This window comes from Pseudomonadales bacterium (genome assembly GCA_041395945.1).
In the GTDB taxonomy this organism is placed as follows: domain Bacteria; phylum Pseudomonadota; class Gammaproteobacteria; order Pseudomonadales; family Azotimanducaceae; genus SZUA-309.
On record JAWKZN010000002.1, the window covers coordinates 613,151 to 637,785 of the forward strand.

General features: G+C 61.6%; 17 protein-coding genes and 1 pseudogene. 11 read left to right on the forward strand and 7 right to left on the reverse strand.

From position 1 onward, the window contains the following. Positions 1-126: 126 nt before the first annotated feature. The 3 genes from R3E82_19525 to R3E82_19535 form a co-directional block, all read right to left on the reverse strand. Positions 127-2,523: a hypothetical protein gene (locus R3E82_19525; protein MEZ5553083.1), complete on the reverse strand. Its 2,397-nt coding sequence runs from the start codon at positions 2,521-2,523 to the stop codon at positions 127-129. A 155-nt stretch (positions 2,524-2,678) separates the two neighbouring features. Further along, complete coding sequence (locus R3E82_19530; protein ID MEZ5553084.1) at positions 2,679-4,466, reverse strand: hypothetical protein; 1,788 nt, start codon at positions 4,464-4,466, stop codon at positions 2,679-2,681. A gap of 92 nt (positions 4,467-4,558) precedes the next feature. Continuing rightward, positions 4,559-5,461, reverse strand: a complete 903-nt coding sequence (locus R3E82_19535; protein ID MEZ5553085.1) for an NAD(P)H-binding protein — start codon at positions 5,459-5,461, stop codon at positions 4,559-4,561. Positions 5,462-5,670: 209 nt separating this feature from the next. Here R3E82_19535 and R3E82_19540 point away from each other — a divergent pair, with 209 nt between their 5' ends. Beyond that, positions 5,671-6,252 carry a CDP-alcohol phosphatidyltransferase family protein gene (locus R3E82_19540; protein MEZ5553086.1) on the forward strand — a complete coding sequence of 194 codons (582 nt, stop codon included), beginning with the start codon at positions 5,671-5,673 and terminating at the stop codon, positions 6,250-6,252. 74 nt (positions 6,253-6,326) lie between these two features. Here R3E82_19540 and R3E82_19545 read toward each other — a convergent pair. Then, a pseudogene (locus tag R3E82_19545) lies at positions 6,327-7,637 on the reverse strand (glycerophosphodiester phosphodiesterase family protein). A 187-nt stretch (positions 7,638-7,824) separates the two neighbouring features. Continuing rightward, a complete protein-coding gene (locus tag R3E82_19550) occupies positions 7,825-9,054 on the reverse strand; it encodes a saccharopine dehydrogenase NADP-binding domain-containing protein (protein MEZ5553087.1) in 1,230 nt (409 codons plus the stop codon). Positions 9,055-9,170: 116 nt separating this feature from the next. Between R3E82_19550 and R3E82_19555 the strand changes: the two genes are divergently transcribed. From R3E82_19555 to R3E82_19585, 7 genes are all read left to right on the forward strand, one after another. Beyond that, positions 9,171-10,217, forward strand: a complete 1,047-nt coding sequence (locus tag R3E82_19555) for an LLM class F420-dependent oxidoreductase (protein ID MEZ5553088.1) — start codon at positions 9,171-9,173, stop codon at positions 10,215-10,217. Further along, positions 10,214-10,792: a hypothetical protein gene (locus R3E82_19560; GenBank protein ID MEZ5553089.1), complete on the forward strand. Its 579-nt coding sequence runs from the start codon at positions 10,214-10,216 to the stop codon at positions 10,790-10,792. Before R3E82_19555 ends, R3E82_19560 begins: the two co-directional genes overlap by 4 nt. Before the next feature lie 91 nt (positions 10,793-10,883). Continuing rightward, a complete protein-coding gene (locus tag R3E82_19565; GenBank protein ID MEZ5553090.1) occupies positions 10,884-11,372 on the forward strand; it encodes a hypothetical protein in 489 nt (162 codons plus the stop codon). A 39-nt stretch (positions 11,373-11,411) separates the two neighbouring features. After that, positions 11,412-12,773, forward strand: a complete 1,362-nt coding sequence (locus R3E82_19570; protein ID MEZ5553091.1) for an amino acid permease — start codon at positions 11,412-11,414, stop codon at positions 12,771-12,773. A gap of 76 nt (positions 12,774-12,849) precedes the next feature. After that, positions 12,850-14,439, forward strand: a complete 1,590-nt coding sequence (locus tag R3E82_19575) for an FAD-dependent oxidoreductase (protein ID MEZ5553092.1) — start codon at positions 12,850-12,852, stop codon at positions 14,437-14,439. Further along, positions 14,439-15,116 carry a c-type cytochrome gene (locus R3E82_19580; GenBank protein MEZ5553093.1) on the forward strand — a complete coding sequence of 226 codons (678 nt, stop codon included), beginning with the start codon at positions 14,439-14,441 and terminating at the stop codon, positions 15,114-15,116. The genes R3E82_19575 and R3E82_19580 overlap by 1 nt, the downstream gene beginning before the upstream one ends. Continuing rightward, positions 15,113-15,619 carry a RidA family protein gene (locus tag R3E82_19585; protein MEZ5553094.1) on the forward strand — a complete coding sequence of 169 codons (507 nt, stop codon included), beginning with the start codon at positions 15,113-15,115 and terminating at the stop codon, positions 15,617-15,619. The genes R3E82_19580 and R3E82_19585 overlap by 4 nt, the downstream gene beginning before the upstream one ends. Positions 15,620-15,775: 156 nt before the next feature. Here R3E82_19585 and R3E82_19590 read toward each other — a convergent pair whose 3' ends face one another. Beyond that, positions 15,776-18,634 carry a TonB-dependent receptor gene (locus tag R3E82_19590; GenBank protein ID MEZ5553095.1) on the reverse strand — a complete coding sequence of 953 codons (2,859 nt, stop codon included), beginning with the start codon at positions 18,632-18,634 and terminating at the stop codon, positions 15,776-15,778. A gap of 423 nt (positions 18,635-19,057) precedes the next feature. Between R3E82_19590 and R3E82_19595 the strand changes: the two genes are divergently transcribed. Together R3E82_19595 and arfB are read left to right on the forward strand one after the other, a co-directional pair. Next, positions 19,058-20,878, forward strand: a complete 1,821-nt coding sequence (locus R3E82_19595) for an amidohydrolase (GenBank protein ID MEZ5553096.1) — start codon at positions 19,058-19,060, stop codon at positions 20,876-20,878. 14 nt (positions 20,879-20,892) lie between these two features. Then, positions 20,893-21,294, forward strand: a complete 402-nt coding sequence (arfB, locus tag R3E82_19600; protein ID MEZ5553097.1) for an alternative ribosome rescue aminoacyl-tRNA hydrolase ArfB — start codon at positions 20,893-20,895, stop codon at positions 21,292-21,294. A gap of 600 nt (positions 21,295-21,894) precedes the next feature. Here the strand turns inward: arfB and R3E82_19605 are convergent. Then, the gene (locus R3E82_19605) at positions 21,895-22,320 is read right to left on the reverse strand and encodes a DUF1330 domain-containing protein (GenBank protein MEZ5553098.1); all 426 of its coding nucleotides are present in this window, start codon (positions 22,318-22,320) and stop codon (positions 21,895-21,897) included. 58 nt (positions 22,321-22,378) lie between these two features. Here R3E82_19605 and R3E82_19610 point away from each other — a divergent pair, with 58 nt between their 5' ends. Then, entirely contained in the window at positions 22,379-24,583 is a 2,205-nt protein-coding gene (locus tag R3E82_19610) for a YgiQ family radical SAM protein (protein ID MEZ5553099.1), read from the forward strand. The last annotated feature ends 52 nt before the right edge of the window (positions 24,584-24,635 follow it).

Below are 24,635 nucleotides of genomic sequence, written 5' to 3' on the forward strand. Positions count from 1 at the left end.
CGGCGTTCGAGACTAACCTCTTCCCTGACCTGGCCGATCCTTCGGCGTGCCTCGAGGGAAAGAGCCTAGTACAGGCGAATCACAGACACATGATACAAACGTACTAGGGCACTTCCGGACTGCCGGTCAACCCAGAGCTTCGATCGCCTGTTCGATCCAGCCATCCTTGAGAATCCGCCCGCGCAGGCCATGCAGGGGATGGGCATCGTCTTCCAGCAATGCTTCGCTGAGAGCGGCAATCTGATCGAAACGGGTAATGCCGAGTTCTTCCAGCTGGGCGGCGAGTTTGGGGCCGATGCCCCGGATACAGGTGAGATCGTCTGCGGTCCCGGGACGTTCCGACAACGCCGCTTCGAGCGTTTCCACCTTCTCGAGCAGTCGCCGGTTGTCGTCCCGGGCGCTCTGCAGCTGCTGGTTCAACACCACCAGCATCTTGCCTTCTGAGCCACCCTCAGCGCCCGTCTGCTTTTCGAGCATCTCCTGCTGCCAGCGTGCTTTGTTCAGCTGCTCAGTACGGTCACGCACCATACCCTCGAGTTTGAGCACTTCCTGCTGCAGCTCCAGCAGCTCGCCGGCGGTATCGTCAGGATCTGCCCGCGCCGCGCGGCCGGCTTCATCTAACGCGGCCCGGGCGCTGGCCGCCGCCGCTTCTGCTTCCGCCGCGAGACGACTCTGCTTGCTCAACTGATTTTCCAGCTGCTCGATCTTCTCTGCCAGCGACTTGCGTGCGGCATCCTGTTGCGACCTGAGCTGTTCGTTTTCCCGGGCCAGCTGCTCGGCCCGGGTTTCAGCCCGGTTCTGCGCCTGGACCGCGGCTTCCTGCGATTCCCGGACTTCCGCCAGTGCCGCTTCCAGGGCCAGCCGGTCTGATGCACCGGACGCGGCGGCCTCGATCGATGCCGCTGCTTCCCGCGATGATGCGTTCGCCAGCGCGAGTTGCGATTCGAGTTCCGCGACAGCCGCCGCTCTCTCCTCGAGAGCGCCTTTATGGCTCTTCACGGCCTGGGCGTAGTCTTCCTGGACCTGGGCGAATTCTTCTTCTAACCGGGTCATCAGCTCCTTCTGCCGGTCGAGGCGGGCATCGAGCTGGGCCACATGATCGGAGTGCTCAGCCGCGTTGCGCTGGGCTTTCTCCAGCGCTTCGGACAGACGCTGATTTTCGCTCTTCAGATCCGACGTCTCGGAATGAATATGGTTTCTTTCCTGCTCCAGCCCGACCACCAGATTCGATCGTTCCGCCAGCTGAGCTTCCAGGTGCTCGTTGCGCGATTTCAGTTCGTCGAGCTGTTCGGACAGTGTTCTGCGTTCTGATTCCCGGCGCTCGATGCGTTCGCCCGCCTGGGTCACACAGTCTTCAAGACGCGCGATCTCGGTACTCTGCTCGGCGAGTGTTGCGTCCCGGCTTTCGATCTGCGCACGGAGTGCAGCGGCGCTTTCCTGCGCTTCGACAAGCGCCGCCTGAGCTGCATCGAATTCTGCTCTTGCACTCGCAGCTGAACGTTCGACTTCCTGCAGTCGTGCGATCTGCTCCAGATGCACGGCAATCTCCGCCCGCAGAGACTCGAGCTCCCCATTCCTCCGCTGTGCTTCCGCTTCGAGGCGCTCACGCTCCGCGCGGGTCTGTTCCAAGGCAGCAACTTCGTCGTTGAGCCTGTTGATTTCCTGCTGCTTGGTTTCAACATGTCCATGCAGGAACTCGATATCCTGGTCGCGGCTGGCCAGCTTTTCCTGGTAGCGAACCTGTTCTTCCCGCAGCTGCTGCAGCTGTGCGCGGCTTTTGACGAGTTCCGCCTCCTGCTTTTTGCCATGATCCCGCAGTTGCTCGAGGCTCACGCCCAGAGATTCGATCTGCCGGTTGGCGAGCTCCGTGGTTTCGAACAGTTTTGCATTGCGGGACTCCAGGGACTGGCTGCTTTCCCGCAGCCCGGTCAGTTCGATGTCCTGGGACCGGGTGCGTCGACTCAGCTCTTCGTTGATCGCCCGCAGTTCGGCGGTTTCTGCACGCAATCGACTCAGCTCGGTCTCTTTCTCAGAAGCCGCATCGGTCTGGGCATCGAGGGAACTGGTGACCTGCTGCCACTTCTCCCGCCACTCACCGGCGTCCTGGCGCAGTTCGGCAATCTCCATGTCCCGCACATGGAGCTGGCCCTGGGCATCCTGATGTTTGCTGTTCAGCGCTTTGAGTTTGGCCTCGAGTTCCCTGATCAGGGCATCCCGCGCCTCGATCCCGGGCGTGGTGCGGGCCGGCGTCTGGAGGTTTTCCGTGGTGGCGCCCGCATTTCCCGCAGCACTCAGCTGCGCACGCAGGGCTTCCACTTCCGAGGTGCGCTGCCGCAGCGCAGCGGCCAGTTTCGGCACGCGCTCCTGCCACTTGGCCAGTTCGCGCTGCAGCGCTTCCGCACTGGCAAGGGGATCGGCGTTCATCGGTGCCGTGGAGTCCGCGTGCAGCTCTGTACTCTCCGGCGCCGGCTCATCCTGTGCAGCCTCGGTTACGGGTGTCATGAAATTCGCCTGATCCTGCATCCGTGTATCCATCCACAAAGGCCTGCACGAGGCCGTTGCCTCACCCAGGGCGGAGTCGTCCGCATCTATTTCCCAAAACTACTAGAAAGCCTCACGGGGTTATGTGATCCAGGTGCAAAAACCTTGCTGACCCAGGCAGGTTGATTGACGGCCCACTAGGGACCGGATGTCGGCTCGATGTCGGAATACTGCCAGGCGGTTTCGAGCACTCCGTCGATGTCGGCAGTGGACTGCCCCAGCGCGGTGCGGGCTGCATGCAGACCGTGCAGCGACCAGCCGTTATTGGGGAAGTTACCCAGGTCTTCGGCGAAGGTGGCAGCCGCGGCATCCGGCTCTCCTGCCCGCAGGAATGCACTGCCCAGCGCCTGCCGCACCGGGAAGTGCCAGAAGGGCGGCTCCGTGTAAGGCAGCGCATCCTGCGCAGCAACCGCGGCCTGCAGGTGGAGGATTTCAGCTGCCGGATCCTGCTCCGCCCGGGCGATTTCCGCCTCCACCAGCTCGATGGCGATGTCTCCGAGCAGATTGCCGATATCTCCCTGGCGATCCATTACGGCGTCGAAGTCGTCACTGTTACGGGCCACCCACATGCCCTCGAGGGTTTTCCGGGCGGCGGCAATATCTCCGGTCGCGGCCTGCGCCACACCCCGGGCATATTCCCGCATAAAGGCAGCCGCCGGCATGCCTTCGGGCATCTCCGGTTCATCCAGCGCTTCCTGCCACATACCGAAGCGCACATAGGTTGCGCCACGGACACCGAGATAACGCTGGATGGACCCGAACTGTCTGGCCATGTCGTGATCGACCTTGTCGTAGAGCCGACGCGCCGTCTCGACGGCCAGCTCCTTGCGCCCCTCCATGATGGCCGCGTACCAGAGGAAATGGATGTTGTGCGGGTAATAACCGGCGGGATAAAAGCCCTGGGCATCGCACTGTGAGAGGTAATCTTCGTCCGCCAGGGCGGCAGCCTGATTGGCGGTCACCGCATCGTGATAGCGGCCTACCCGCAGATAGATGTGAGACGGCATGTGCACCAGATGACCGGCTACCGGCACCAGAGGCCCCAGCCGATCCGCCGCGACTTCGGCTTTTTCCGGGGTGAAGCGCTCCATCGCGTGGATATACAGGTGCAGCGCACCGGGATGCTGCGGATCCATCCCCATGACTTTTTCAATCACGCTGACCAGTTCGGCCGTATGCTCCCTGGGGGAGCCGTCATCTTCCCAGTAGGCCCAGGGATACAGATCCATGAGCGCTTCGGCATAGAGGGTCAGCACATGGGTGTTGTCGGGAAACTTTTCAGCGACCGCCTGCATCGAACCGGCATAGGCAACATCCAGCGCATCCCGGCCGGAACCGTCTTCGGAATATCGGGTGGAAACCGCATCGATGAGCGCCTGCTCGAGGGGCGATTCCTGGTCGCGCAGTGCCAGCGCCTGCTGCAGTGACTCCCAGGCCGGCTTCACCGCCGCCTCATCCATCGCCGCATTGATGTTCGGACCCAGCGCCAGTGCGACGCCCCACCAGCAGATACCACAGGTGGGATCCATACGGACCGCCTCACGGAAGGAACGCACCGCCTCCGCATGATTGAAACCGAAACTGAATGTCAGCGCCTGATTGAAATAGGCCTGGGCGAGAGGCTCTTCGGTGCTGATCGGAAAATTCAGCGGACCGATGCCTTCGAGCAGTGGCGCAATGCCTTCCTCAGTATTCAGATAACCGGGATCCAGCTGATGGGCGGCCATGGCGCCATGTCCTGCATGGGCAAGCCGCGCGGCCACGGTTTCCGCAGCAGGGGCCGCGACGACGGCGGCCGGTGCTTCTGAAGACGGCTCCACCTCTGTGGAACAGCCTGTAAACAGCAGAATACCGGTGGCCAGAACACCCTGCACCAGACGGGTGGCGGAATCTGACCGAAATCGACAGATAAGTGACTGATTCATTTCGTGTAACTCCCTCCCGAGAAGCCGACCACTCTAACCGCCACCCGGAGACAGTTCCACAGTGCACCAGGGAACCGCCACTGCGTTGATGTTTAAACAGTGGGTCCCTGGGAGGCCAGAACCCGCCGCAGCGTGAGTGACAGATCTGTCAGTTCTATACCAAGTCTGTCGAGACTGGCAGCGGGGTCGAGGTCGTCGTCATGGTCCAGCACCCCGAGCATGGCTCGTGTCACCGGTGGATCCGGCAGCAGTGTTTCAAATAACCAGGCCAGCGCCAGACCGGCTGCGAGCGGAATCGACAGCACCCGGGTCTGGCGACCGAGCAGGTTGGCGGCGCGCTGCACCAGTTCGCCCCGACTCAGGGATTCGGGCCCGGCGAGATCCAGCACCACATCGTCGAGACCCGCACCGGCGATACCCGATCGGATCGCTTCGATTACGTCCCCGGCATATATGGGCTGCTCGAGACTTGCCGCACGCAGCAGCAGGTTCAGACGCTTACCGGCACGCTGCCGCAGCGCGCGGCTGGCATAGTCACCTTCGCCCAGCACCATGGGCACCCGCAGCACCAGAGCCGGCACCTGACCTGCGAGCAGAATCTGTTCCGCACGGCCTTTGGATGCGAGGCAGGGGTTGCTGGAATCGGGGGTTGAGCCGACGATGCTCAGATAGATGATTCTCTGCACTCCTCCCTGTGCCGCTGCGTCCACAAGCACCCGGGAAGTACGCTCGTGTGAATCTTCATAAAGGCTGCGCGCAGACTCCTTGAGAATGCCAACCAGATGCACCACCTGACTGCAGCCCGCAGCTGCCGCCCGCATCCCTTCCGCATCCAGATAGTCGACCACCCGGACTTCCAGGTCCGGGCCCGTTGCGCCGACTGCGGCCACCGCATCGGCCCGCCTGACCAGTGCCCGTACCGGCACTTCCTGCGCTCGCAGGACACCGACGAGACGTCGGCCGAGATTGCCGTTGGCTCCAGTTACGAGGATCACCGCTTTTTTCATCCGTTGCTGTCACGCGCACCATTGTGCGGGGCCGTGTGCCAGCCAACAAGTTTCACCGCCGCGCGACCTGCCCTGCGCGCTCCGGCGCGACCTGCCCTGCGCGCTCCGGCGCGACCTGCCCTGGCACCCGCCTGCCCGGAGCCGTAGCATGTTCTGAAACCCGTTACCCGATCTTCAGGCTCTGGAACAGAACGCTGATGTGGAAATCCTGGGCAAATCTGCTGACGCTGCTGCGGCTCGCCTGCGTGGTGCCCTGCGCCTGGGCGATGGCTCATGGCGACTGGCTCACCGCGGCCGCGCTGTTCACGATCGCCGTGATCACCGACTTTCTGGACGGCCCGCTGGCCCGGCGTCTCGGTACGGCATCGCCCTTCGGCGGACTCTTCGATCATGCCACGGACGCCGCCTTCGTCACGGTCGCCCTCGGCACTCTGGGGTATCTGGGGTATGTGCCGGTATGGCTCGCTCCGCTTGTCGCCCTCGCCTTCATTCAATACATGTTCGATTCAAGCGCCCTGCAGGGGCACGTGCTGCGCGCAAGCTGGCTCGGGCGCAACAATGGTGTGGCCTATTTTGTTGTCGTAGGATTTCCTGTGATCCGCAACGCGGTCGGGTTGGACTGGCCTGCCGACCCATGGATTCTCGCCGCCGGCTGGCTGCTGGTGCTCACCACAGCACTGTCCATGCTCGATCGCGGCGTCGCACTGTTGCTGGTACGCAAACGGCAGGCGGAGAAGATCCGGAACCAGGCAGCAGAAGGAGACATCAACGGATTTTGAATACAGCGACAAGGTACTCGAGCTGCGCGCTGCAGATAGTCATCGACGGCTCGTCGCCCCTGGGCGGGCTGGTCGATGAAGAATCCCTGTACGCCAAGATCAAGCAGTCGCGCTGCCTCTTCTTCCACAGCCAGCACCCGGTCGCGGTCCCGCACCAGAAACGGTTCTTCGGCGCGCAGAGTATAAGGATGCACACCCAAACCCGCCTCACGCGCGGTTAACAGCAGCCGGCCTGATTCTGCGGAAAGCCGCATGCGCTGCGTCGACTGCCCGTCACCGTCCGGGTCCATGGCGTGCGTCGCTTCCTCCACCGGCATGATGCTGTCTTTGGGCGGCCCTATGGCGCTTGCGTAACGTCGGGCCATCCAGGTCAATACCCCGGGAGAGGTCAGATCGGCATAGCTTGTGTCGCTGCTCAATCCTCCGCGAGCGAGCGTCACCAGTTCCCCATAGACTGATTCCAGATCGACGCCCTGACGCACATTGAATACCACATCGTAAGGTTGGGCCCGGTAGCGACGATTGAACACATCACCAAACAGCTGCACGAGCGGCAGCTTCAGCGACCGCTGCCGGAGCTGCTCACGCAATGCCAGCAGACCGGCGATCTCAAAGGATTGAATAAACACCCGTTGCGGGTCCGTAAAGTCCGCCTCGATCAGTGCATCGAGCACACGCCCACCCAGATCGATGGCAATGGGCGTTCCATCCATGTGTCGGCCCTCGAGTGCAAAATACGTGGGGTGCTTCGTTTCGACATAAAGCCCCACGGGACGCTGTGCCGAGACATTGTGTCCTTTCACCAGTTCGATCACTTCGACAAGTGTCGCGAGCGGATAAAGATCGTCGAATTTCCGGCTGTCGGGACGCAGCGCGGGAATCCGCTCTCTGGCCCGCAGGGTGCGGATCTCCGCGAGGGAAAAATCTTCGCTGAACCAGCCCGCGATCGGGCGGCCATCGATACGCTTGATCGTCAGGCGCCCGGCAAAGGCTTCATGTTCAGCGACATCGGTAGTGGCTTCGACGATGATCGGCGCACCCGCCTGATCCCGGCGCACCACCCCTGACTCATCAATCGCGACCATCGCCAGAGCATTCTCATGACGGGCAATCAGCACTCCGTCGGCTGTCGCGACCACATCCGGTTCGATGAAATCAGCACCCTGGGCGATTGCGAGTTGATAAGCAGCCAGGGTGTGTTCAGGGCGCAATCCGCTTGCTCCCCGATGCGCGATAACGATCGGTGCGCGCTCCACCTGAACGTCACTCTGCGACCGCTCAGTTGCATCTGCAGGGAGTGCTGGATGGACAGGCGTGGGAACGAGCAGCATCGCGAAAGCACAAGCTGCAGCAAATCGTATCCACAAGGCTCCGACAGCGCCCATGCCCGTTAGCTTATCGCGAGTCACGCTTTTATTTGCTCCTGATAGACCGATATGTGATTTCTATACGGGCACACAGGCTCGTATGATGAAATTCACGGCGGATCCTTCAGCCTCATTCAGTCGATGATTAAGTTTCTAGAGAGCACACTGAACGGATCCGTCGGACTTACTCTCCGCTGTTCGCGCTTCAGTTAAGCGCTTCGAAGGTTACCCCGGCATTTTCCTGCAGACGATCGACCAGTGCGTCGCCCATGGCAACTGAGGGCGTGAGTATGCCACCCGGAGACGACAGTGCGTCTTTGGCCAGACACACCGCTGACTCACCCAGCATCTTTGCAGTGGATCCGTAACCCGGATCCCGATCACCGCGAACCCTCAGACGCAGATCGAGGGCAGCGCTGGTCGGGTGCCTGCCCAGGAACTGGATCTGAAAGTAGCCTTTTTCCCGGGCTTCCCGCGAAGGGCCTTCGCCGGGCTCGGGCAATACTCTGCCCAGCAGATCCCGCAGCATGCCACTGCCGGTTGCGGCGCTGAACATCGCGGTGCTGCCAGCCAGGGCGACGGCTGCCGGGAATCCAAACTGTCCGTAAGGTATCAGGATGCCCTCGTCATAGCGGAACTCACTGCCATACCTGAAATCAAGCAGGGCATTGCTGCGCCGTACCACCTTGGTGTCGACTGCAGCCATCGCAAAAGGGGATACCCAGGCGTTAAAGTCCACGTCCCATTCCGGATAGGTTTTTTCCGGACCATCGAGACCGCGGGGACCCCCGGCGGGATTCAGTGCATAGGGATCACTTGCGATCCTGCGGATCTCAGGATGCTTTTCGGCTTCTGCCATCATGTTCATCATGCTGGCAACCGTGCCGCCACTGAATCCCCCTTTGAACGCCTCTGCACGGAATTTTATGGCCTGACAATACACCCCGTGGCGCGCACGCATTTCCCGCTGCAACCAGTGCACGCCCATATCCGCAGGAATACAGTCGAACCCACAGGTGTGCACAATGCGGGCACCGCTGCGACGGGCACTCTCATGATGCTCGTCAATCATTCGCCGCATCCAGTGCACTTCACCCGTCAGATCACAGTAATGTGTGCCCAGGTTTGCACAGGCGGCGACCAGTTCACTGCCATAGAGCGCATAGGGTCCGACCGTCGAGCACACCACACGGGTTCTGCCGGCAAGCTCGTCGAGTGAATCCCGGTCATGGCTGTCGGCGACGATGATGGGCAGCGCATCTGCTCCCACCCCGAGTGTCTGACGCAGTGCTTCGAGCCTGCGCGGGCTGCGCCCGGCTATCGCCCAGTTGAACTGCTGCGCGACACCGTAGCGTTCGATCAGGTATTCGGCGACCAGACGACCGGTAAATCCCGTCGCACCCCACACCACCACATCGAACTCCCGATCGGACATCGCTATCATTTTCTCCTGCTTTTTCAGCGCGCAAACAGCATAACCCGACTCGTCCGGGTGCACCACGGCCGGTTACACTGCACGTCTTTGCGCACGGTTCTCAACCAGAGGGATGTATGAAAATATCGATGCTGCTCAGCTACGCGGGAGGTTTCAAGGAAGCGGTCGAAGAAGTGAAGCTGCTCGAAAAAGCGGGCCTTGATCAGGTCTGGGTACCCGAGGCTTACTCCTTCGATGCACCAAGCGCGATGGGCTACCTGGCCGCCAGTACCGATCGCATCACCATCGCTTCCGGCATCCTGCCCATCTACACCAGGACCCCATCGCTGCTGGCCATGACCGCCGCCGGTATCGACTACCTGTCGGACGGGCGCTGCATGCTGGGTCTCGGGGCATCAGGCCCACAGGTCATCGAGGGTTTCCATGGCGTCCCCTACACCACCCCCGTCGCCCGCCTGCGTGAAATCATCGAGATCTGTCGCATGGTCTGGCGCAGGGAGCGCCTGGCATACGATGGACGCAATTATCAGATTCCCCTGCCCCAGAACCGCGGCACGGGGCTCGGCAAGCCGCTGAAGCTGATCAACCACCCCGTGCGTGAAGACATTCCCATCGCCATCGCCTCCCTGGGCGAGAAGAGCGTGGCGCTCACTGCGGAACTCGCCGATGCCTGGCTGCCTGCCTTCTATACCGCCCGTGCCGCGCGGGATGTGTGGGGTAAGGCGCTGGATGCGGGGAATGCCGCCCGCGATCCGGCGCGGGGACCCCTGGAAATCTATGCCGGGGGTGCGGTGGGATTCGGCAAGGGGCTGGAGTCCCTCCGCGATCTGAGTCGCCCGCAGATTGCACTGTATGTAGGCGGCATGGGTGCGCGACAGAAGAACTTCTACAACGACATATTCTCCCGCTCGGGGTATCCGGATGCAGCCCGGCGGATACAGGACCTGTATCTCAATGGTGACAAGAAGGCCGCAGAAGCTGCAATCCCGGACAGCTACCTCACGGAAAACTCTCTGATCGGAGAGGAAGGCTTCGTGCGGGAACGCCTGCAGGCGCTGCGCGAATCCGGGGTGAACGCACTCAATGTCGGTTTCATGGGACAAAGCACCACAGATCGAGTCAAAGCCTGCGAAACCCTGAGAAAGCTTGTCGACACACTATGATTTACACGCATCTGAACCGCCTCTCTGTCCTCCTCGCGCTGCTGGCCACATGCCTGGCCACCGCAGGTGTCAGGGCCGCCACGACCCCCGAAGCACTGCTCGGCGAGTGGGTGCTGAATAACGAGCGCACGCATGAAATACAGCCGAAACAGGGCGGAGGATTCGATGGCTTCGGAGTTACACCCTCTATCTCGGTTGGCGGTGTGCCGATCCCCTTACCCGGGGCTGCTGCGACACCCTCATCGGGACCGGTCAGTGATCCGCGCGTGCTGCGCTGCGGGCGCATGCAGATCGAGATGCAGACACCCAATGTACGCCTCATCTATGAAGGTGTGGGTGAAGAGATCATGAAGCCCGGCAATGACCTGGGTAGAAAAACACGCCTAAGCCGCACAAAGATCACCCAGTTCTACGAAACCAATACGCGCAGAGTGAACAAGACCTTCGAGGTTCAGAAAGACGGCAGTCTTCTGGTGAAAGTGAAACTGAATCCCAAGGGAGCCAAAAGTGTCACCCAGGTGCGGGTGTTCGAACGACCTGCCGCAGCCCCACCTGCCGGCACACCGGACGCCTAGGAAGACTCTGCTCAGCTTCCGCGGGGTCCATTTGCACTGCAGGATGCTTTTTGCGCTAATGCATCCTTCGTATTCAAAGGAACCGCCGCCTATGGTTCGGCTCGACATCAGCATTCTGCCCCGCTTACCCGACACGAATGCGATCCGGTGCCTGGGCGCTCTGCTGCTGATGTTTGCCGTTGCGGGTTGCGCGGAACCTTTCATCGTTCTCCCGGGCAAGGCGTTAAGCGGAGAGCAGACCCCGCCGCCTGAAGACTGGTCGAAATACGCAGATGTCGAAGTCGTGCAGCTCGAAACACGGCCCGAGGATCCCTACTCGGTGAACATCTGGGCGGTCGCAGTGGGACCCGACTACTACATCGCAACCGGCGAAGACGGTACCCGCTGGACCGAAAACCTGACCGCAGATCCCAGAGTCCGCCTGCGCGTGGAATCAAACCTCTACCAACTGCGCACCGTCAGGGTTCTCGATCCTGCTGAGATCGACCGGGTCGCTGCCCAGTACTCGAAGAAATACGGCCTCGATGCGGAGGATAACTGGGTCGAGAAGGCCCTCGTGTATCGACTCGAACCCCGGTGAGTGTCGGCCCCTCAGGCCCTCCGCCTTCCGCGTAGCACTGTGACCGCGCATCGCTTCAGTCCCCGCACCGCCATGGCGGTGGTCATCGCCAATATGATCGGGACCGGAGTGTTCACCAGCCTCGGCTTCCAGCTGCTCGACATCCAGTCCGGCTTCGTCATTCTCATGCTGTGGATCGTTGGCGGCATGACGGCCCTGTGCGGCGCTCTGACCTATGCGGAACTCGGGGCCGCGCTGCCCCGCTCGGGTGGCGAATACAACTTCCTCGGACGCATCTACCACCCGGCAGCCGGCTTCATTTCCGGCTGGATCTCCGCAACCATCGGCTTCGCCGCGCCTACCGCACTGGCGGCGATCACCTTCGGCACCTACCTCGCCTCGGTAGTGCCGGGGCTGTCACCCACCTGGCTGGCCGCCGGGCTCGTCGCGGTGCTCACCGCAGTGCATGCCAGCAGCCATCGCAACAGCGGTGGCGTGCAGCGAGTCTTCACCGCCCTGAAAATTCTGCTCATCCTGGCTTTCTGCGTGCTCGCCTGGCTGCTCGCCGATTCCCCGCAAAGCCAGGTCCAGTTTCTCCCCAACACCCGGGACGCGCCACTCCTGCTGAGCGGGGCCTTTGCAGTGAGTCTGATCTATGTCAATTACGCCTACACCGGCTGGAATGCCGCCACCTATCTGACCGGTGAACTGGAACGACCGGCCGAATCCCTGTCGCGGGTACTGCTCTGGGGCACGGCCGTAGTGATGCTGCTGTACGTGCTGCTCAACTTCACCTTCCTCTATGTCGCGCCCATGGATGCGATGACGGGCAGACTCGAAGTGGGCTACATCGCTGCCCAGCACGTATTCGGAGAAACCGGAGCAGTCATCATGGGTGTGGTGCTGGCCCTGCTGCTGGTCTCCACCGTCAGCGCGATGATCATGGCCGGACCCCGGGTGCTGCAGATGATCGGTCAGGACTACCGGGCCTTCCGCCTGTTGTCCCGGACCAACCAGCATGAAGTGCCCTGGGTGGCCATCATCCTGCAGTCGGGTCTGTCGCTGCTTTTCATCTTCACCGCCTCCTTCGAATCCATTCTGGTGTTCGCCGGATTCACCCTCGGACTGAACACCTTCTTCACCGTGCTCGGCGTCTTCGTCCTGCGCAGACGGCAACCGGACCTGCCGCGACCCTACCGCATACCCGGTTATCCGATTCCGCCGCTGCTGTTTCTGGCCTTCACCGGATGGACACTCATCTACATCCTGCGTGACCGCCCGGAAGAGGGTCTGCTTGGACTGGCCATCGTGGTCAGCGGGGCATTTGCCTATTTTCTGACGCAAAGGTTTGGATCGACCCGCGCCACCGTCGCGGGACCGTCCCGACCGACGCTCCGGACACCACCAACTCCACCGGTTTGAGGTAGTATTCCGGCTCTGCTGCCACGCACGACTTGAGAAGCGCGCGGTCCAACTTCCTCCAGTAATAAAACCAAAAATGTCATTCACCCGAAGAAAATTTCTGAACATGGTCGGCGCAGCTGGCGGATCCAGCGCCGTCTATCAGATGGCTCTGGCCCTCGGCCTCACGCCGGGAGCCGCCTACGGTGCTCCGGAGCTCGTAGCGCCCCTCGGCCGCGCGAAGCGCTCGGTTGTCCTCCTCGGCGGCGGGCTTTCGAGCCTCATGAGCGCCTACGAACTCGAACGGGCCGGCTATCAGTGCACCATTCTCGAAGCCTCGCACCGGATCGGCGGGCGCAATCTGACCCTGCGCTCAGGTGATCTGATCGATGAGATGGGCAATCAGCAGCGCTGCAATTTCGACGACGAGCCCCACCTCTATTTCAACGCCGGCCCGGCCAGGATACCCGTCCACCACCACTATCTGGTGCACTACTGCCGGGAGCTGGGGGTCGCCCTGGAGGGTTTCACCAACGTCAACTACAACGCCTGGGTTCACCACAGCAACGCCTTCGGCGGCAGGCCCGTACGCTTTCGCCAGTACATCGCGGACGCCAGGGGATTCATCGCCGAGCTGTCCGCGAAAGCCATCGACAGTGCAGGTTTCGATTCCGAACTTTCCCCCGAAGACATCGAACGGGTGCTCGCCTTCCTGAAACGCTATGGCGATCTGGACGACAATGCGATCTATCGGGGCACCAATCGCGCCGGCTACCAGCAACCGGGTGTGCTGTCACCCACCGCCGGCATGCTGGAGCACGGCAAACTGCACGAGCGCCTGGATTTCTCCGAGCTGCTCAAGTCCAGTTTCTGGCGCTACCAGATGAATTTTGGAGAGGGCGAAGATCAGGCCGCCCCCATGCTTCAGGCCGTCGGGGGCATGGACAACATCGTCAAAGGCTTCGTGAAGAACATCCGCAGCCCGATGCTTACCCACGCACAGGTCAAATCCATCCGCATCAGGGAAAACGGTGTGGCGGTGGTCTATCAGCATGAGGGCAGGCACAGGCAGATCGAAGCCGACTACTGCATGAACTGCATACCCAAACATCTGCTGACCGGAATCGACAACAACTTCCCGGAAGAGTATCTGGATGCACTGCGCTCCATCGGTCGCGGCAAGCTCTTCAAGATCGGTATCCAGATGAGTGAGCGATTCTGGGAAAAAGAAAACATCTACGGCGGGATCAGCTGGACAGATCAGAACATCGAACAGATGTGGTATCCGCCCCATGGCATCTTCAAGAAGAAGGGCGTGATGCTGGGCGCCTATACCTTTCAGCATGAACATGCTGAGTACTTCGCGCGCATGAGCCCGGAACAGCGTTTCGAAGAAGCGCTGAAAGAAGGCGAGAAGATCCACCCGGACTACCGGAAATACGCGGAGAATTCCGTCAGTGTCGCCTGGCACCGGATGAACCATCACATGGGCTGCACGGCGCAATGGACCGAAGAAAGCCGCAGCCGCTATTTCTCCTACCTGCAGACACCCCTGGCGAACCGCCACTTCATGATGGGAGATCAGATCAGCTATCACCCGGGCTGGCAGGAAGGCGCCTTCTCGTCCGCCCATCATTCCCTGCGCGAACTCCAGAAGCGGGTCAGCGCCGAACTGGCGAACGCCTGATGAAAGACTACAAGCGCGTGCCGATGCTCCTTGGCCTGTCTGTCCTCCTGCACGCCGGAGTCGCGGAGGCCCAGGCTCCGGCCACAAAATATACCGCCGTCCCGGATATGTTCATTTACTGCACCACCTGCCACGGCGTCGAACTCAGAGGCAATTCTTCGGTGGATGCGCCCCGCCTCAACGGTATGGAAGACTGGTATGTGCGCAATCAGATGCGTGCGTTCGCCGGCGGCTGGCGGGGTAGCCACAGCGCCGACCTTACGGGCATGGAAATGCAGCCCCAGGCCGCAGCCCTCACAGAGAAACAACGAGAAGCCGCCGTGCAGTTCGTCGCTGCGGTGCCGGTGCGGCTTTCAACTCTGAGCTTCACGGTGAAGGGTGATGCGGATCGTGGTGCCGATCTTTACCGGACCTGCTCCGCCTGCCATGGTGCTGGGGGAGAAGGCAATGCCGCCCTCCAGGCACCCCGTCTCGCAGGACAGAGTGACTGGTATCTGGTGCGGCAGCTCGAGAAATACCTGGCGGGCACACGCGGCCATGATCCGGCGGATACCCTGGGCATTCAGATGCGCTCTGCCACCAGCGTGCTCACCGGCGCAGACGATGTGCTCGATGTGGTCGCCTATATCAACTCCCTGACAGACAAACTGTCCCAACCCTCCGAGGAGAATCCATGAAGAAATTTGTCGCAACGTCCGTATTAATTGGTGCTGCGGTTGCCGCGGCCACCGCCGCGACCAGTGCCAGCGCTGAGGTGAAACGCTATCCGCTGCCAGGCAGCGACTTTCCGATCGCCCAGGCTGTGGAGATCCTGCCCGGCACCACGCTGGTGTATCACAGCGGCATGACACCCGGCCCTGCGAAACCGGATGCGGAGCGTTACAGCACCGAATTCTGGGGGGACACGGAAGCACAGACCCTGTCCGTATTCGCCCGTCTCGAAGAGTCTCTGACTGCGAAGGGGCTCAACTTCGGCCATGTGGTGAAGATGCAGGTCTATCTGGTTGGTGTACCGGAACTCGACGGCGCCATGGACTTCCAGGGCATGATGCGCGCCTACCGGAAATACTTCGGCACAGAAGCTCAGCCCAATCTGCCGGCACGATCAGCGTTTCAGGTTGCCGGGCTCGCAGCACCCGGCATGCTGGTTGAAATCGAAGTGGTGCTGGCACGACCCTGAGGGCCATCCATCTTCTGATTCTTCGGCCGCAGCAGATCAGAGGAGCAGAAACAAAAAGGGCGTCTCTTTCGAGACGCCCTATTTCTTTGCTTCGAGAACCTCGACACCAGTCGGTACTCAGCAGCGGTACCTTCCGGTGTCGAGGTGGACTGATCCTTAGAAATCAGCCCGGAAGCGCAGGTACCAGTAGCCGCCGTCGAAGCCCCAGGGGGTCGAGGTCGCATACTTCTGCCCGGAGTTGTTGGACAGTCCTGCAGTATTCGTATTCAGGGCGTCGTCCGGCGCATCCTGGTCGAATACGTTCTGCGCACCTACGATGAACGTGTACTTCTCGTCCATGGTGTAGGCGGCTTCTACGTCGAATATCCACTCACCTTTGTAGCACTCATCCTCATTGCAATCGACCCGGTAGCTGGTGCCGCCATCGACATAGTTCGGATCAGTGGAGAAGCCACTGGACACCCAGTCATCGTAGTAGCTGGCCCGGGCCAGGAAACGGAAATCGCCGATGAAGTGATTGATCGTGAAGATGCCGCGATGTTCCGGGTTGAAGTTTTCCAGATCCACAATCTTATTGCGGTCCACTTCCTCACCGGCATCGTCCACTTCGGTTTCGGTCCAGTTCCAGGCTGCCGAGATCTGCGAAATACCGGCATTACCCCAATCCTTCGTGTAGGCCAGCACCAGGTCGATGCCCTGGGTGGTGGTCTCGAAGTCGTTGGTGTAGAAGTTGATGGAGCTCAGGTCAGATGCACCCGGTACACCAAGTGATTCTAGGCACTGGGGTGCGGTCAATGCGACGTTGCATTGAGCTACAAGGTTCGGATAAAGGAAATTTCCACTACCGTCTGTCGCGTCTATATCCAGAGTTTGGATGTCGATTGTACCGGTCGAAGAAATCCGATCCTTCACGTTGATGTTGTAGTAGTCGAGGGTCAGATCCAGATCGTCGGTGATGTTCCAGACTGCACCCAGGGTGAAGTTGGTGGCATCTTCCGCATCCAGGGATTCACCGCCGAGGGCTGCTGCGAGCGGGTTGGTCGGCGGAATCTGGCCCTGCTGCTGGAGAATTCCGTCAACGGTGATGGTGGAGATCTTGGTCACGTTCGACTGACCCGGTGTCGGCGCCCGGAAGCCGGTGCTCACCGAGCCGCGCACTGCGAAGGTGTCCACGATTGCCCAGCGACCGGACAACTTGTAGTTGAAGGTATCGCCGAAGTCATCGAAATCCTCGTAGCGTCCGGCCAGGCCGATGGTCACGTTCTCAATCACGTCCGCTTCGAAGTCCACGTAGGTGGCCCAGTTGGAGCGCTCGAATTCACCGGTCTGCGGGGGACTGAACCCGGCGAAACCATTGGCACCGATGCTCATCGCGGGCAGTTCGAGACCACCGGTAAAGACCGTATCCAGAGTACCGTCGCGGTTCACGTCGTACATGACATCACCGGGGTAAGTCAGGCCATCCACATTCTGGAAGGCGTACTCACCCGCTCTCCAGCTGTCTTCCGGTCCCTGACGGATCTCGAAGGTCTCCACCCGGTATTCCGCACCGAAAGCGATGTTCAGATCGGAGTAGAACGCATCGATATTCATCGGGTAGACGAAGTTGGCGTTGTAGTTCTGTTCGGTCTGGATGTACTTGCCCAGTTCAAAATCCCGAGGAGAGTCCGGGCCCAGGGAAGGGTTCAGAGTGTTGTTGATGCGGAAGGACGCTTCGTTGCGGCCGAGACCCACGCTGAAGTCGTAGCCTAGACCACTTTCCAGGTTCCCGCGCATACCGACAACGGCCGCCAGGTCTTCCATCTTGCCGCCGAACTGGGGCGTGAAGCCGCCTTCGTCAAGCGCGTTGAAAACGAAGCAGCCGGGGTTAGCCGTGCCATAAGCACTGCCGTTGAAGCCGTCGAAGCGGCTGCCACCCGGAGAGGGGACAGCCGGACATCCGGAGGGGACACCGCTGTCGTAGAAACCCGGGTCCATGATTGCCCGGAGGCCAACGGTCCTGAAAATAGGATCGCCCATCGAGTCAAAGCCGGAGATATCCGGCAATCCATCACCGTCCGCGTCGTATTGAGCGGAGCCGCTGGTGAACACGCCACCCCGGTTGTTCGGATTGCGGTAGAAGAAACCGCCTTCCGTATTGCGTTCGGAATAGTTACCAAAGCCGTAGAGTTCCTGGCTGTCGGAAAGCTCGATGCCGGAGTTCAGGAAGAAGGTCCAGTCGTCCTTCACTTCCGGTGAACCCCAGATCTGGGCGTAAGGCTGACGAACGTCGCTGTTGCCGGTGTCGATGAGGCCCTGGGCATCGGTGCGCTGCAGGGAGCGGCTGGTCGGATCGGCTTCCTTCCACTCCAGGGTCGCATTCGCGAAACCGTTGGGTCCCAGCGGCAGACCCCAGTTCACACCGAACTTGCGGGTATCACCGTCGCCTTCATAGGTTTCGCCGTAGCGGCCTTCGAAAGACAGACCTTCGCGGTCGTCTTTGAGCACCACGTTGATCACACCGGCGATGGCGTCGGAACCGTACTGAGCGGACGCGCCGTCACGCAGCACTTCCACACGCTCGATGGCCATGCTCGGGATCACCGCCATGTCCGGACCCTGGGATCCTTCAGCGAGTGAACCGCCGAGTTCCGCGATGACCGCACCGCGGTGGCGGCGCTTGCCATTGATCAGCAGCAGGGTGCTGTCCGGCGGCAGTCCGCGCAGCGTAGCGGGCCGGGTCAGTGTGGCCGCATCGCTGATCGGGAATCTTTGCACGTTGTAGGACGGAAGCAGATTTCTCAGCATATCGTCCATGTCGGTGGTGCCCTGGTTGTTGAAATCGTCACCAGTGACGACGTCGACAGGCACGGGCGAATCGGTTGCGGTTCGGCCAGCGCGGCGCGAACCCACGACCACCACTTCTTCGATGGCTTCTGCACCGTCCTGAGCCAGCGCGGCAGGAACCGCAACCGGTGAGAACAGCAGAGCACCGAAGAGCGCGACTCGCAGCAGGGAATCTCTTGATTCACTCATGAGTTGAACTCTCCAAAGTCCATGCGGCCGGAAACCGGCGCATTTTTGTTACCTTCTTCCATTACTGAAGCTTTTTGTTTCGAAAGCTTGCGCTTCCAACCATTCAGCTTTGCAGGTTTTCACCACTCCCCACCCGGCTCTCCACCGGGTCGCCGGGGCACCTTCTGCGCCGTATTCCGGCTGCTTCAGGAGCAGCGGACGTCGACCGTCAGGTAGCCGCCGACTTGCCTGAACCCCCCCATATCCCAGGGTCCCGGACTAGTGGCAACGGCGAAGCCTACACCAATCTGAAACGAATCGGAATCGCCCGGGAAACATCTCGAAACAGGTTCTGCGCCCGTCCTGACGGCCCCGAGCCCATTGAAATCTGCTACCCGAGCGGACACAGTGACCGCCATTCATCCCTTATGCCGGAACAGACAGATGCTTCGATTTGCCTACCTGGCGCTGGCAGCCGCGTTGATTACCGGTGCCATGCCCGGTCACACGGCCACCCAGCCTGACACCAGCGCCGATCTCATTCTCACCAACGGCAGGATCTACACCGTAGACTCCGCCAGACCCTGGGCGGAGGCGGTCGCGATAGCGGGCACCCGTATTGTCGCGGTCGGCAGCGCCAGCGAGGTCGCCCCTTCTGCTGGACCCCGGACCAGGATCATCGACCTTCAAGGGGCCTTTGCCAGTCCGGGATTCAACGACGCCCATGTGCACATGGACTCGACCGGCATGCTGATCACCGGGGTGAACCTGCTGGATGTGCATGAACCGGTGGCATTCGCCGAGCGCATCGCGGCGGCAACCACCCGTCTGCCGAAGGGCAGCTGGATTCTGCGCGGCGACTGGGGGGCCTATGAACAGTGGGGTCAGGGTTCGAGTGGCGCAGCCGTTGCCGGCGCATCCGACCGGGGACCCTTCACACCGGATCGCCGCTTGATCGACAAACTGACACCCGACCATCCGGTGCTGGTCAGCCGTTTTGATCGGAGCATGTTTCTCGCCAATTCCCGCGCCCTCGAGCTCGCCGGCATCTCCGCAGACACGCCGGATCCTGCCGGTGGTGAGATCGCCAGAGACGCATCCGGCCGGATCACCGGCGTCCTGCGCGGCAGTGCGGTGGATCTGGTGCAGAGCGTAATTCCGCCCATGCCCTTTGAGCAGCGCCTGGTTGGCGTGCGCGCCGTGCTGGCGGAAGCACGGGAAGGCGGTGTGACCACCATCCAGGATCTGACCGGTCCCGAGCAGCTGCGCGCTTATCAGACTCTGAAAGCGGCTGGTGAGCTGACGGCGCGCATCATGGTAAGACCCAATATTTTTCAGGTCGAACCCGTCGCCGCCCTCGGCCTGACCCGCGGCTTCGGTGACGACTACCTGAAGCTGGTGGGCTACAAGGGCTGGGTCGACGGCATCATGGGCAACTCCAGCGCCATGTTCTTCCAGCCCTATGACCACGACCCGGAAAACCGTGGCGCCCTGCGTTTGCCCATGCTCCCGGAAAGTGAGGAAGGTGCCGCCTTTTCCATGACCGAGGGCGACCACTACAGCGCTTTCCTGCCCGGCAACATGGAGCAGCTCATCGATGCCTGGGCAGACACGGGCGTTCCGGCGCATATCCATGCCATCGGTGACCTCGGCAACCGCATCCTGCTCGACATGTTCGAGCGTGTGCTGACCCGCCGGGATATGGTCGAGCACGATCACCGCTGGCGGGTAATCCATGCCCAGGTTCTGCGCGAGGAGGATTTCGAGCGCTTCGGCCGACTCAATCTGGTCGCGGAGGTGAACCCTTACCATGTCTCAGACGACATGCGCTGGATGGAGGAACGCATCGGCGCCGAGCGCTCGAAGGGTGCCTATGCATTCCGCAAACTCAAAGACGCCGGAGCCGTGCTCATTTTCGGCAGCGACTCACCCGGAACCAACGCCGCACGCTATTTCTTGAGCCCGGTATACGGACTCTACGCCGCCGTCTCCCGCCAGACCCTCGGGGGAGAGCCCGCTGCAGGATGGTTTCCCGATCAGCGGCTGAGCATCGAGGAAGCCATGGACGCCTACACCCGTGCACCCGCCTGGGCGACCTTCGACGAGGAAATAAAGGGCACGCTGACCCCGGGGAAACTCGCAGACATCGCCGTGTTCGATACCGATCTGATTGCGGCGGGCAAAGCGGACCCGAAGCAACTGCTCGATGCCAAGGTGCTCTACACCCTGGTGGGCGGCGAGATCGTCTACGAAGCCGGGCGCTAGACGGGCAGTCGAGCGTGGATGCGGACATCCCTTCGAGCGCTTTGGAGCTGCGCTTCGTGCATGCGTCCGGACCCGGCGGCCAGCACGTGAACAAAGTATCCACCGCGGTTCAACTGCGCCTGCGTCTCGGCCGCACGACCCTCCCCGAGCCGGTGAAGGCCCGCCTGCGTCAGCTCGCCGGCGGGCGCCTGACCAAACAGGATGAGGTGATCATCACCGCAGAGCGCTTCCGCTCACAGCTGAGGAACAAAGAAGACGCCTACGAACGACTCGACGAACTCGTCGCCGCCGCCCGCACCCGCCGCAAGTCGAGGGTGCCGACCCGGCCGAGTGCGGGCAGCGTGCGCGCGCGGCTGGATCTGAAAAAACAGAAGGGCCGACATAAGGCCAATCGGCGCAAACCGGCGCTCGACTAATCAGGGCTTCGGCAGGGAGATCGGGAAGAGGCTGATCAGAGCGTGGTCGAGGATGGGCTGTCCCGGGCCTCGCTCGGCAGCTCCGCTGTGCCCTCGTGTGGCTTTTTGCCTCGCGTGAGGAACACGAGTCAAAAAGCCGTACTCGGCCTCGCTACACGGCCCGGGACAGCCCATCCTCGACCACGCCTTGTAAATTTTTCCGAGCTTCCTGACCGAGCCACTGGCGGATGCTCGGAAGTTCACGCCGCACTCAACGCGGGTCACTGAATCCGGTGTGACTCAGGAATCGCGCAGTGCGCGGCTTATTTCGCTGAGCGGGTCTCAGCGGTCTGTCTCGGAATTATCTCCAAGCTGGGGTGGAGAGGGGGTTGCAACGGACCGTGGAGCGAGGCCGAGTGCGGCGGATTGACTCGCGGCCTCCGCGAGGCAACTCCGCCAATCGAGGGCAGCCGGGAGGGCCCGAGCGAAGGTCCGTTGCAGCCCCCTCTCCACCCCAGCCTGAAAATCTGCACCGAAAACAGACCCGACCAGACACCACCTCAGCGACATGAACCGCCCACAGCCCGACTCCGACCTTCAACAGCAGCAGGGTAAGTCCGGTCAGCTGTTTCCAGCCAGCGCCTGGGCCTGCTGTGCGCTCAGACAGTTGATCAGCAGCTGGTGGGCCAGACCCGCCTCCCGGTGCACGTGGATGGCCTGATACTCGGCGCTTGCCGTCATATCGCGGAACGCCGCCAGACTCGGATACTCGACGATGGCCACCTGATCCCAGGCGAGATCGCCGTCCCCCACCACCAGCACATTCGGCACACCGCCCCAGAGAATTCTGCCGCCAAGTCCGGCAATGATCTTGCCGACCGCTGCACCATACAGGGCATATGCCTCGGCCCCGCTGAGATCGGTGGCGCGGCCGTCCGCATATTCCGCACGCTCCTTGAATTTGAGCAGGTTGAGCATATACAGAGGCCCGTCGGGCGCCCGCTGCATCAGGGACTGGAGCTGATCGGGTCGTGGTGAAACCGGCATGGGGTCCTCCCTGTCTTTCTCTGCGATAATCGCCAGCCCCACTTAAGCAAACACCCCCGTGTCGAGTCCAGCCACCAGTCCTTCCTTATTTTCGCATCGCAAGTACTGGGCCCACCGGCTCACCCCGGCGCCCGTGCTGCCCATGAGCCGCGCGGAGATGGACGATCTGGGCTGGGACAGTTGCGACATCATCATCGTCACCGGTGATGCCTATGTGGACCATCCCAGTTTCGGGATGGCCATCGTCGGCCGTATTCTGGAAGCCCAGGGTTTCCGGGTCGGCATCCTCTCCCAGCCCGACTGGACCAGCAGCGACGCCTTTACGGCCCTTGGCCCACCCAACCTCTTCTTCGGCATCACCGCCGGCAATATGGATTCGATGGTCAATCGCTACACCTCTGACCGCAAGATCCGCAGCGATGATGCCTATACACCCGGCGGGGAAGGCGGACGCCGTCCGGATCGCAGTGTGATCGTGTACAGCCAGCGGGCACGGGAAGCTTACAGGGACGTGCCGATACTCATCGGCAGCATCGAGGCCAGCCTGCGTCGAATCGCACATTTCGACTACTGGTCGGAAAAAGTCCGCCGGTCGATTCTGCTCGATGCGAAGGCCGATCTGCTGGTGTTCGGCAATGCGGAAAGGCAGCTGGTGGAAATTGCACATCGACTCGCCGCCGGCGAGCCGATCGACAGCATTCAGGACGTACGGGGCACCGCGTTCACCCGCAGCAGTACGCCGGCCGGATGGATCGAAATCGACTCCACCCATCTGGATTCTCCAGGCCGCCTCAATCCGCCCGAAGACCCCTACGCGATGACGCCCGTGACTTCCGTGCCTGATGTGCCGCTGGCACCCGGCGTGCAGATGGTGCGCTTCGTGCGCGATGTTCCGAGTGCGAACCGCGATCACAGCGTGATCCGGCTGCCTTCATTCGAAGCTGTGCGGGACGATCCGGTGCTTTATGCCCATGCCTCGCGCATCCTGCACACGGAGAGCAATCCCGGCAACGCGCGCGCACTGGTGCAGCGCCACGGCGATCGCGATGTCTGGCTGAATCCGCCACCGATTCCCCTGACGACGAAGGACATGGACGGCATCTATGAGCTGCCCTATACCCGGCAGCCGCATCCCGGCTATGGCGACGCCCGCATCCCGGCTTTCGAAATGATCCGCTTCTCGGTCACCATCCAGCGCGGCTGCTTCGGTGGCTGTACCTTCTGCTCCATCACGGAGCACGAAGGCCGGATCATCCAGAGCCGCTCGGAGGAATCCATTCTGCGGGAAGTGGAGACCATCCGCGATGAAGCCCCCGGTTTCACCGGCGTGATCTCGGATCTCGGCGGGCCGACCGCCAACATGTACCGGCTGGCCTGCAAGGATCCGGAAATCCAGTCCGCCTGCCGGCGACCGTCCTGCGTGTTTCCCGGCATCTGTCCGAACCTCAATACCAACCACAATCCCCTGATCAGCCTCTATCGCAAAGCGCGCGCTCTGCCCGGCATCAAGAAAGTCCTCATCGCCTCCGGCGTACGCTACGACCTGGCGGTGGAGTCCCCTGAGTATGTGCAGGAGCTGGCCCAGCATCACACCGGCGGCTATCTGAAAATCGCGCCGGAGGCGCTGAGCGACGGTCCGCTGTCGAAAATGATGAAGCCGGGAATGGACACCTACTACCGCTTCAAGGAGCTGTTCGACCGGTTTTCCGCCGAGGCGGGAAAAGAGCAGTACCTGATCCCCTACTTCATTGCCGCCCATCCCGGTACGACTGACGAGGACATGCTGGCCCTGTCGGTGTGGCTGAAGTCCAACGGCTTCCGCGCAGACCAGGTGCAGGCCTTTCTGCCTTCACCCATGGCCACCGCCACCGCCATGTATCACAGCGGCAGAAATCCCCTGCGGAAAATCACCCGGGACAGTGAAAGCGTGATCGTTCCCAGAGGCGTGAAGCAGCGGCGGCTGCACAAGGCCTTTCTGCGCTACCACGATGCAAGGAACTGGCCCATGCTGCGGGAAGCGCTGCGGCGCATGGGCCGGGCCGATCTGATTGGCAACGGCAAACGCCATCTGGTGCCGAGCTACCAGCCCGCAGGTACCACTGCAGACCCGGCCGGAGAGAAAGCCGCGCGGCCGGTAACATACCGGAAGATCCGCACTCAGCACACCCGTGCGGAAGCGTCCGACTCGACCCGCGGGCAGCGGAGTAACCGAAAACCAGGCAAACCCAAACCCGGGAGCCGGCCAGCGAAACCCCGAAACTGATCGCCCGACGTACGGTGGCGGGGCTACCCGCCCGCGCCGACCTCGCATAGAC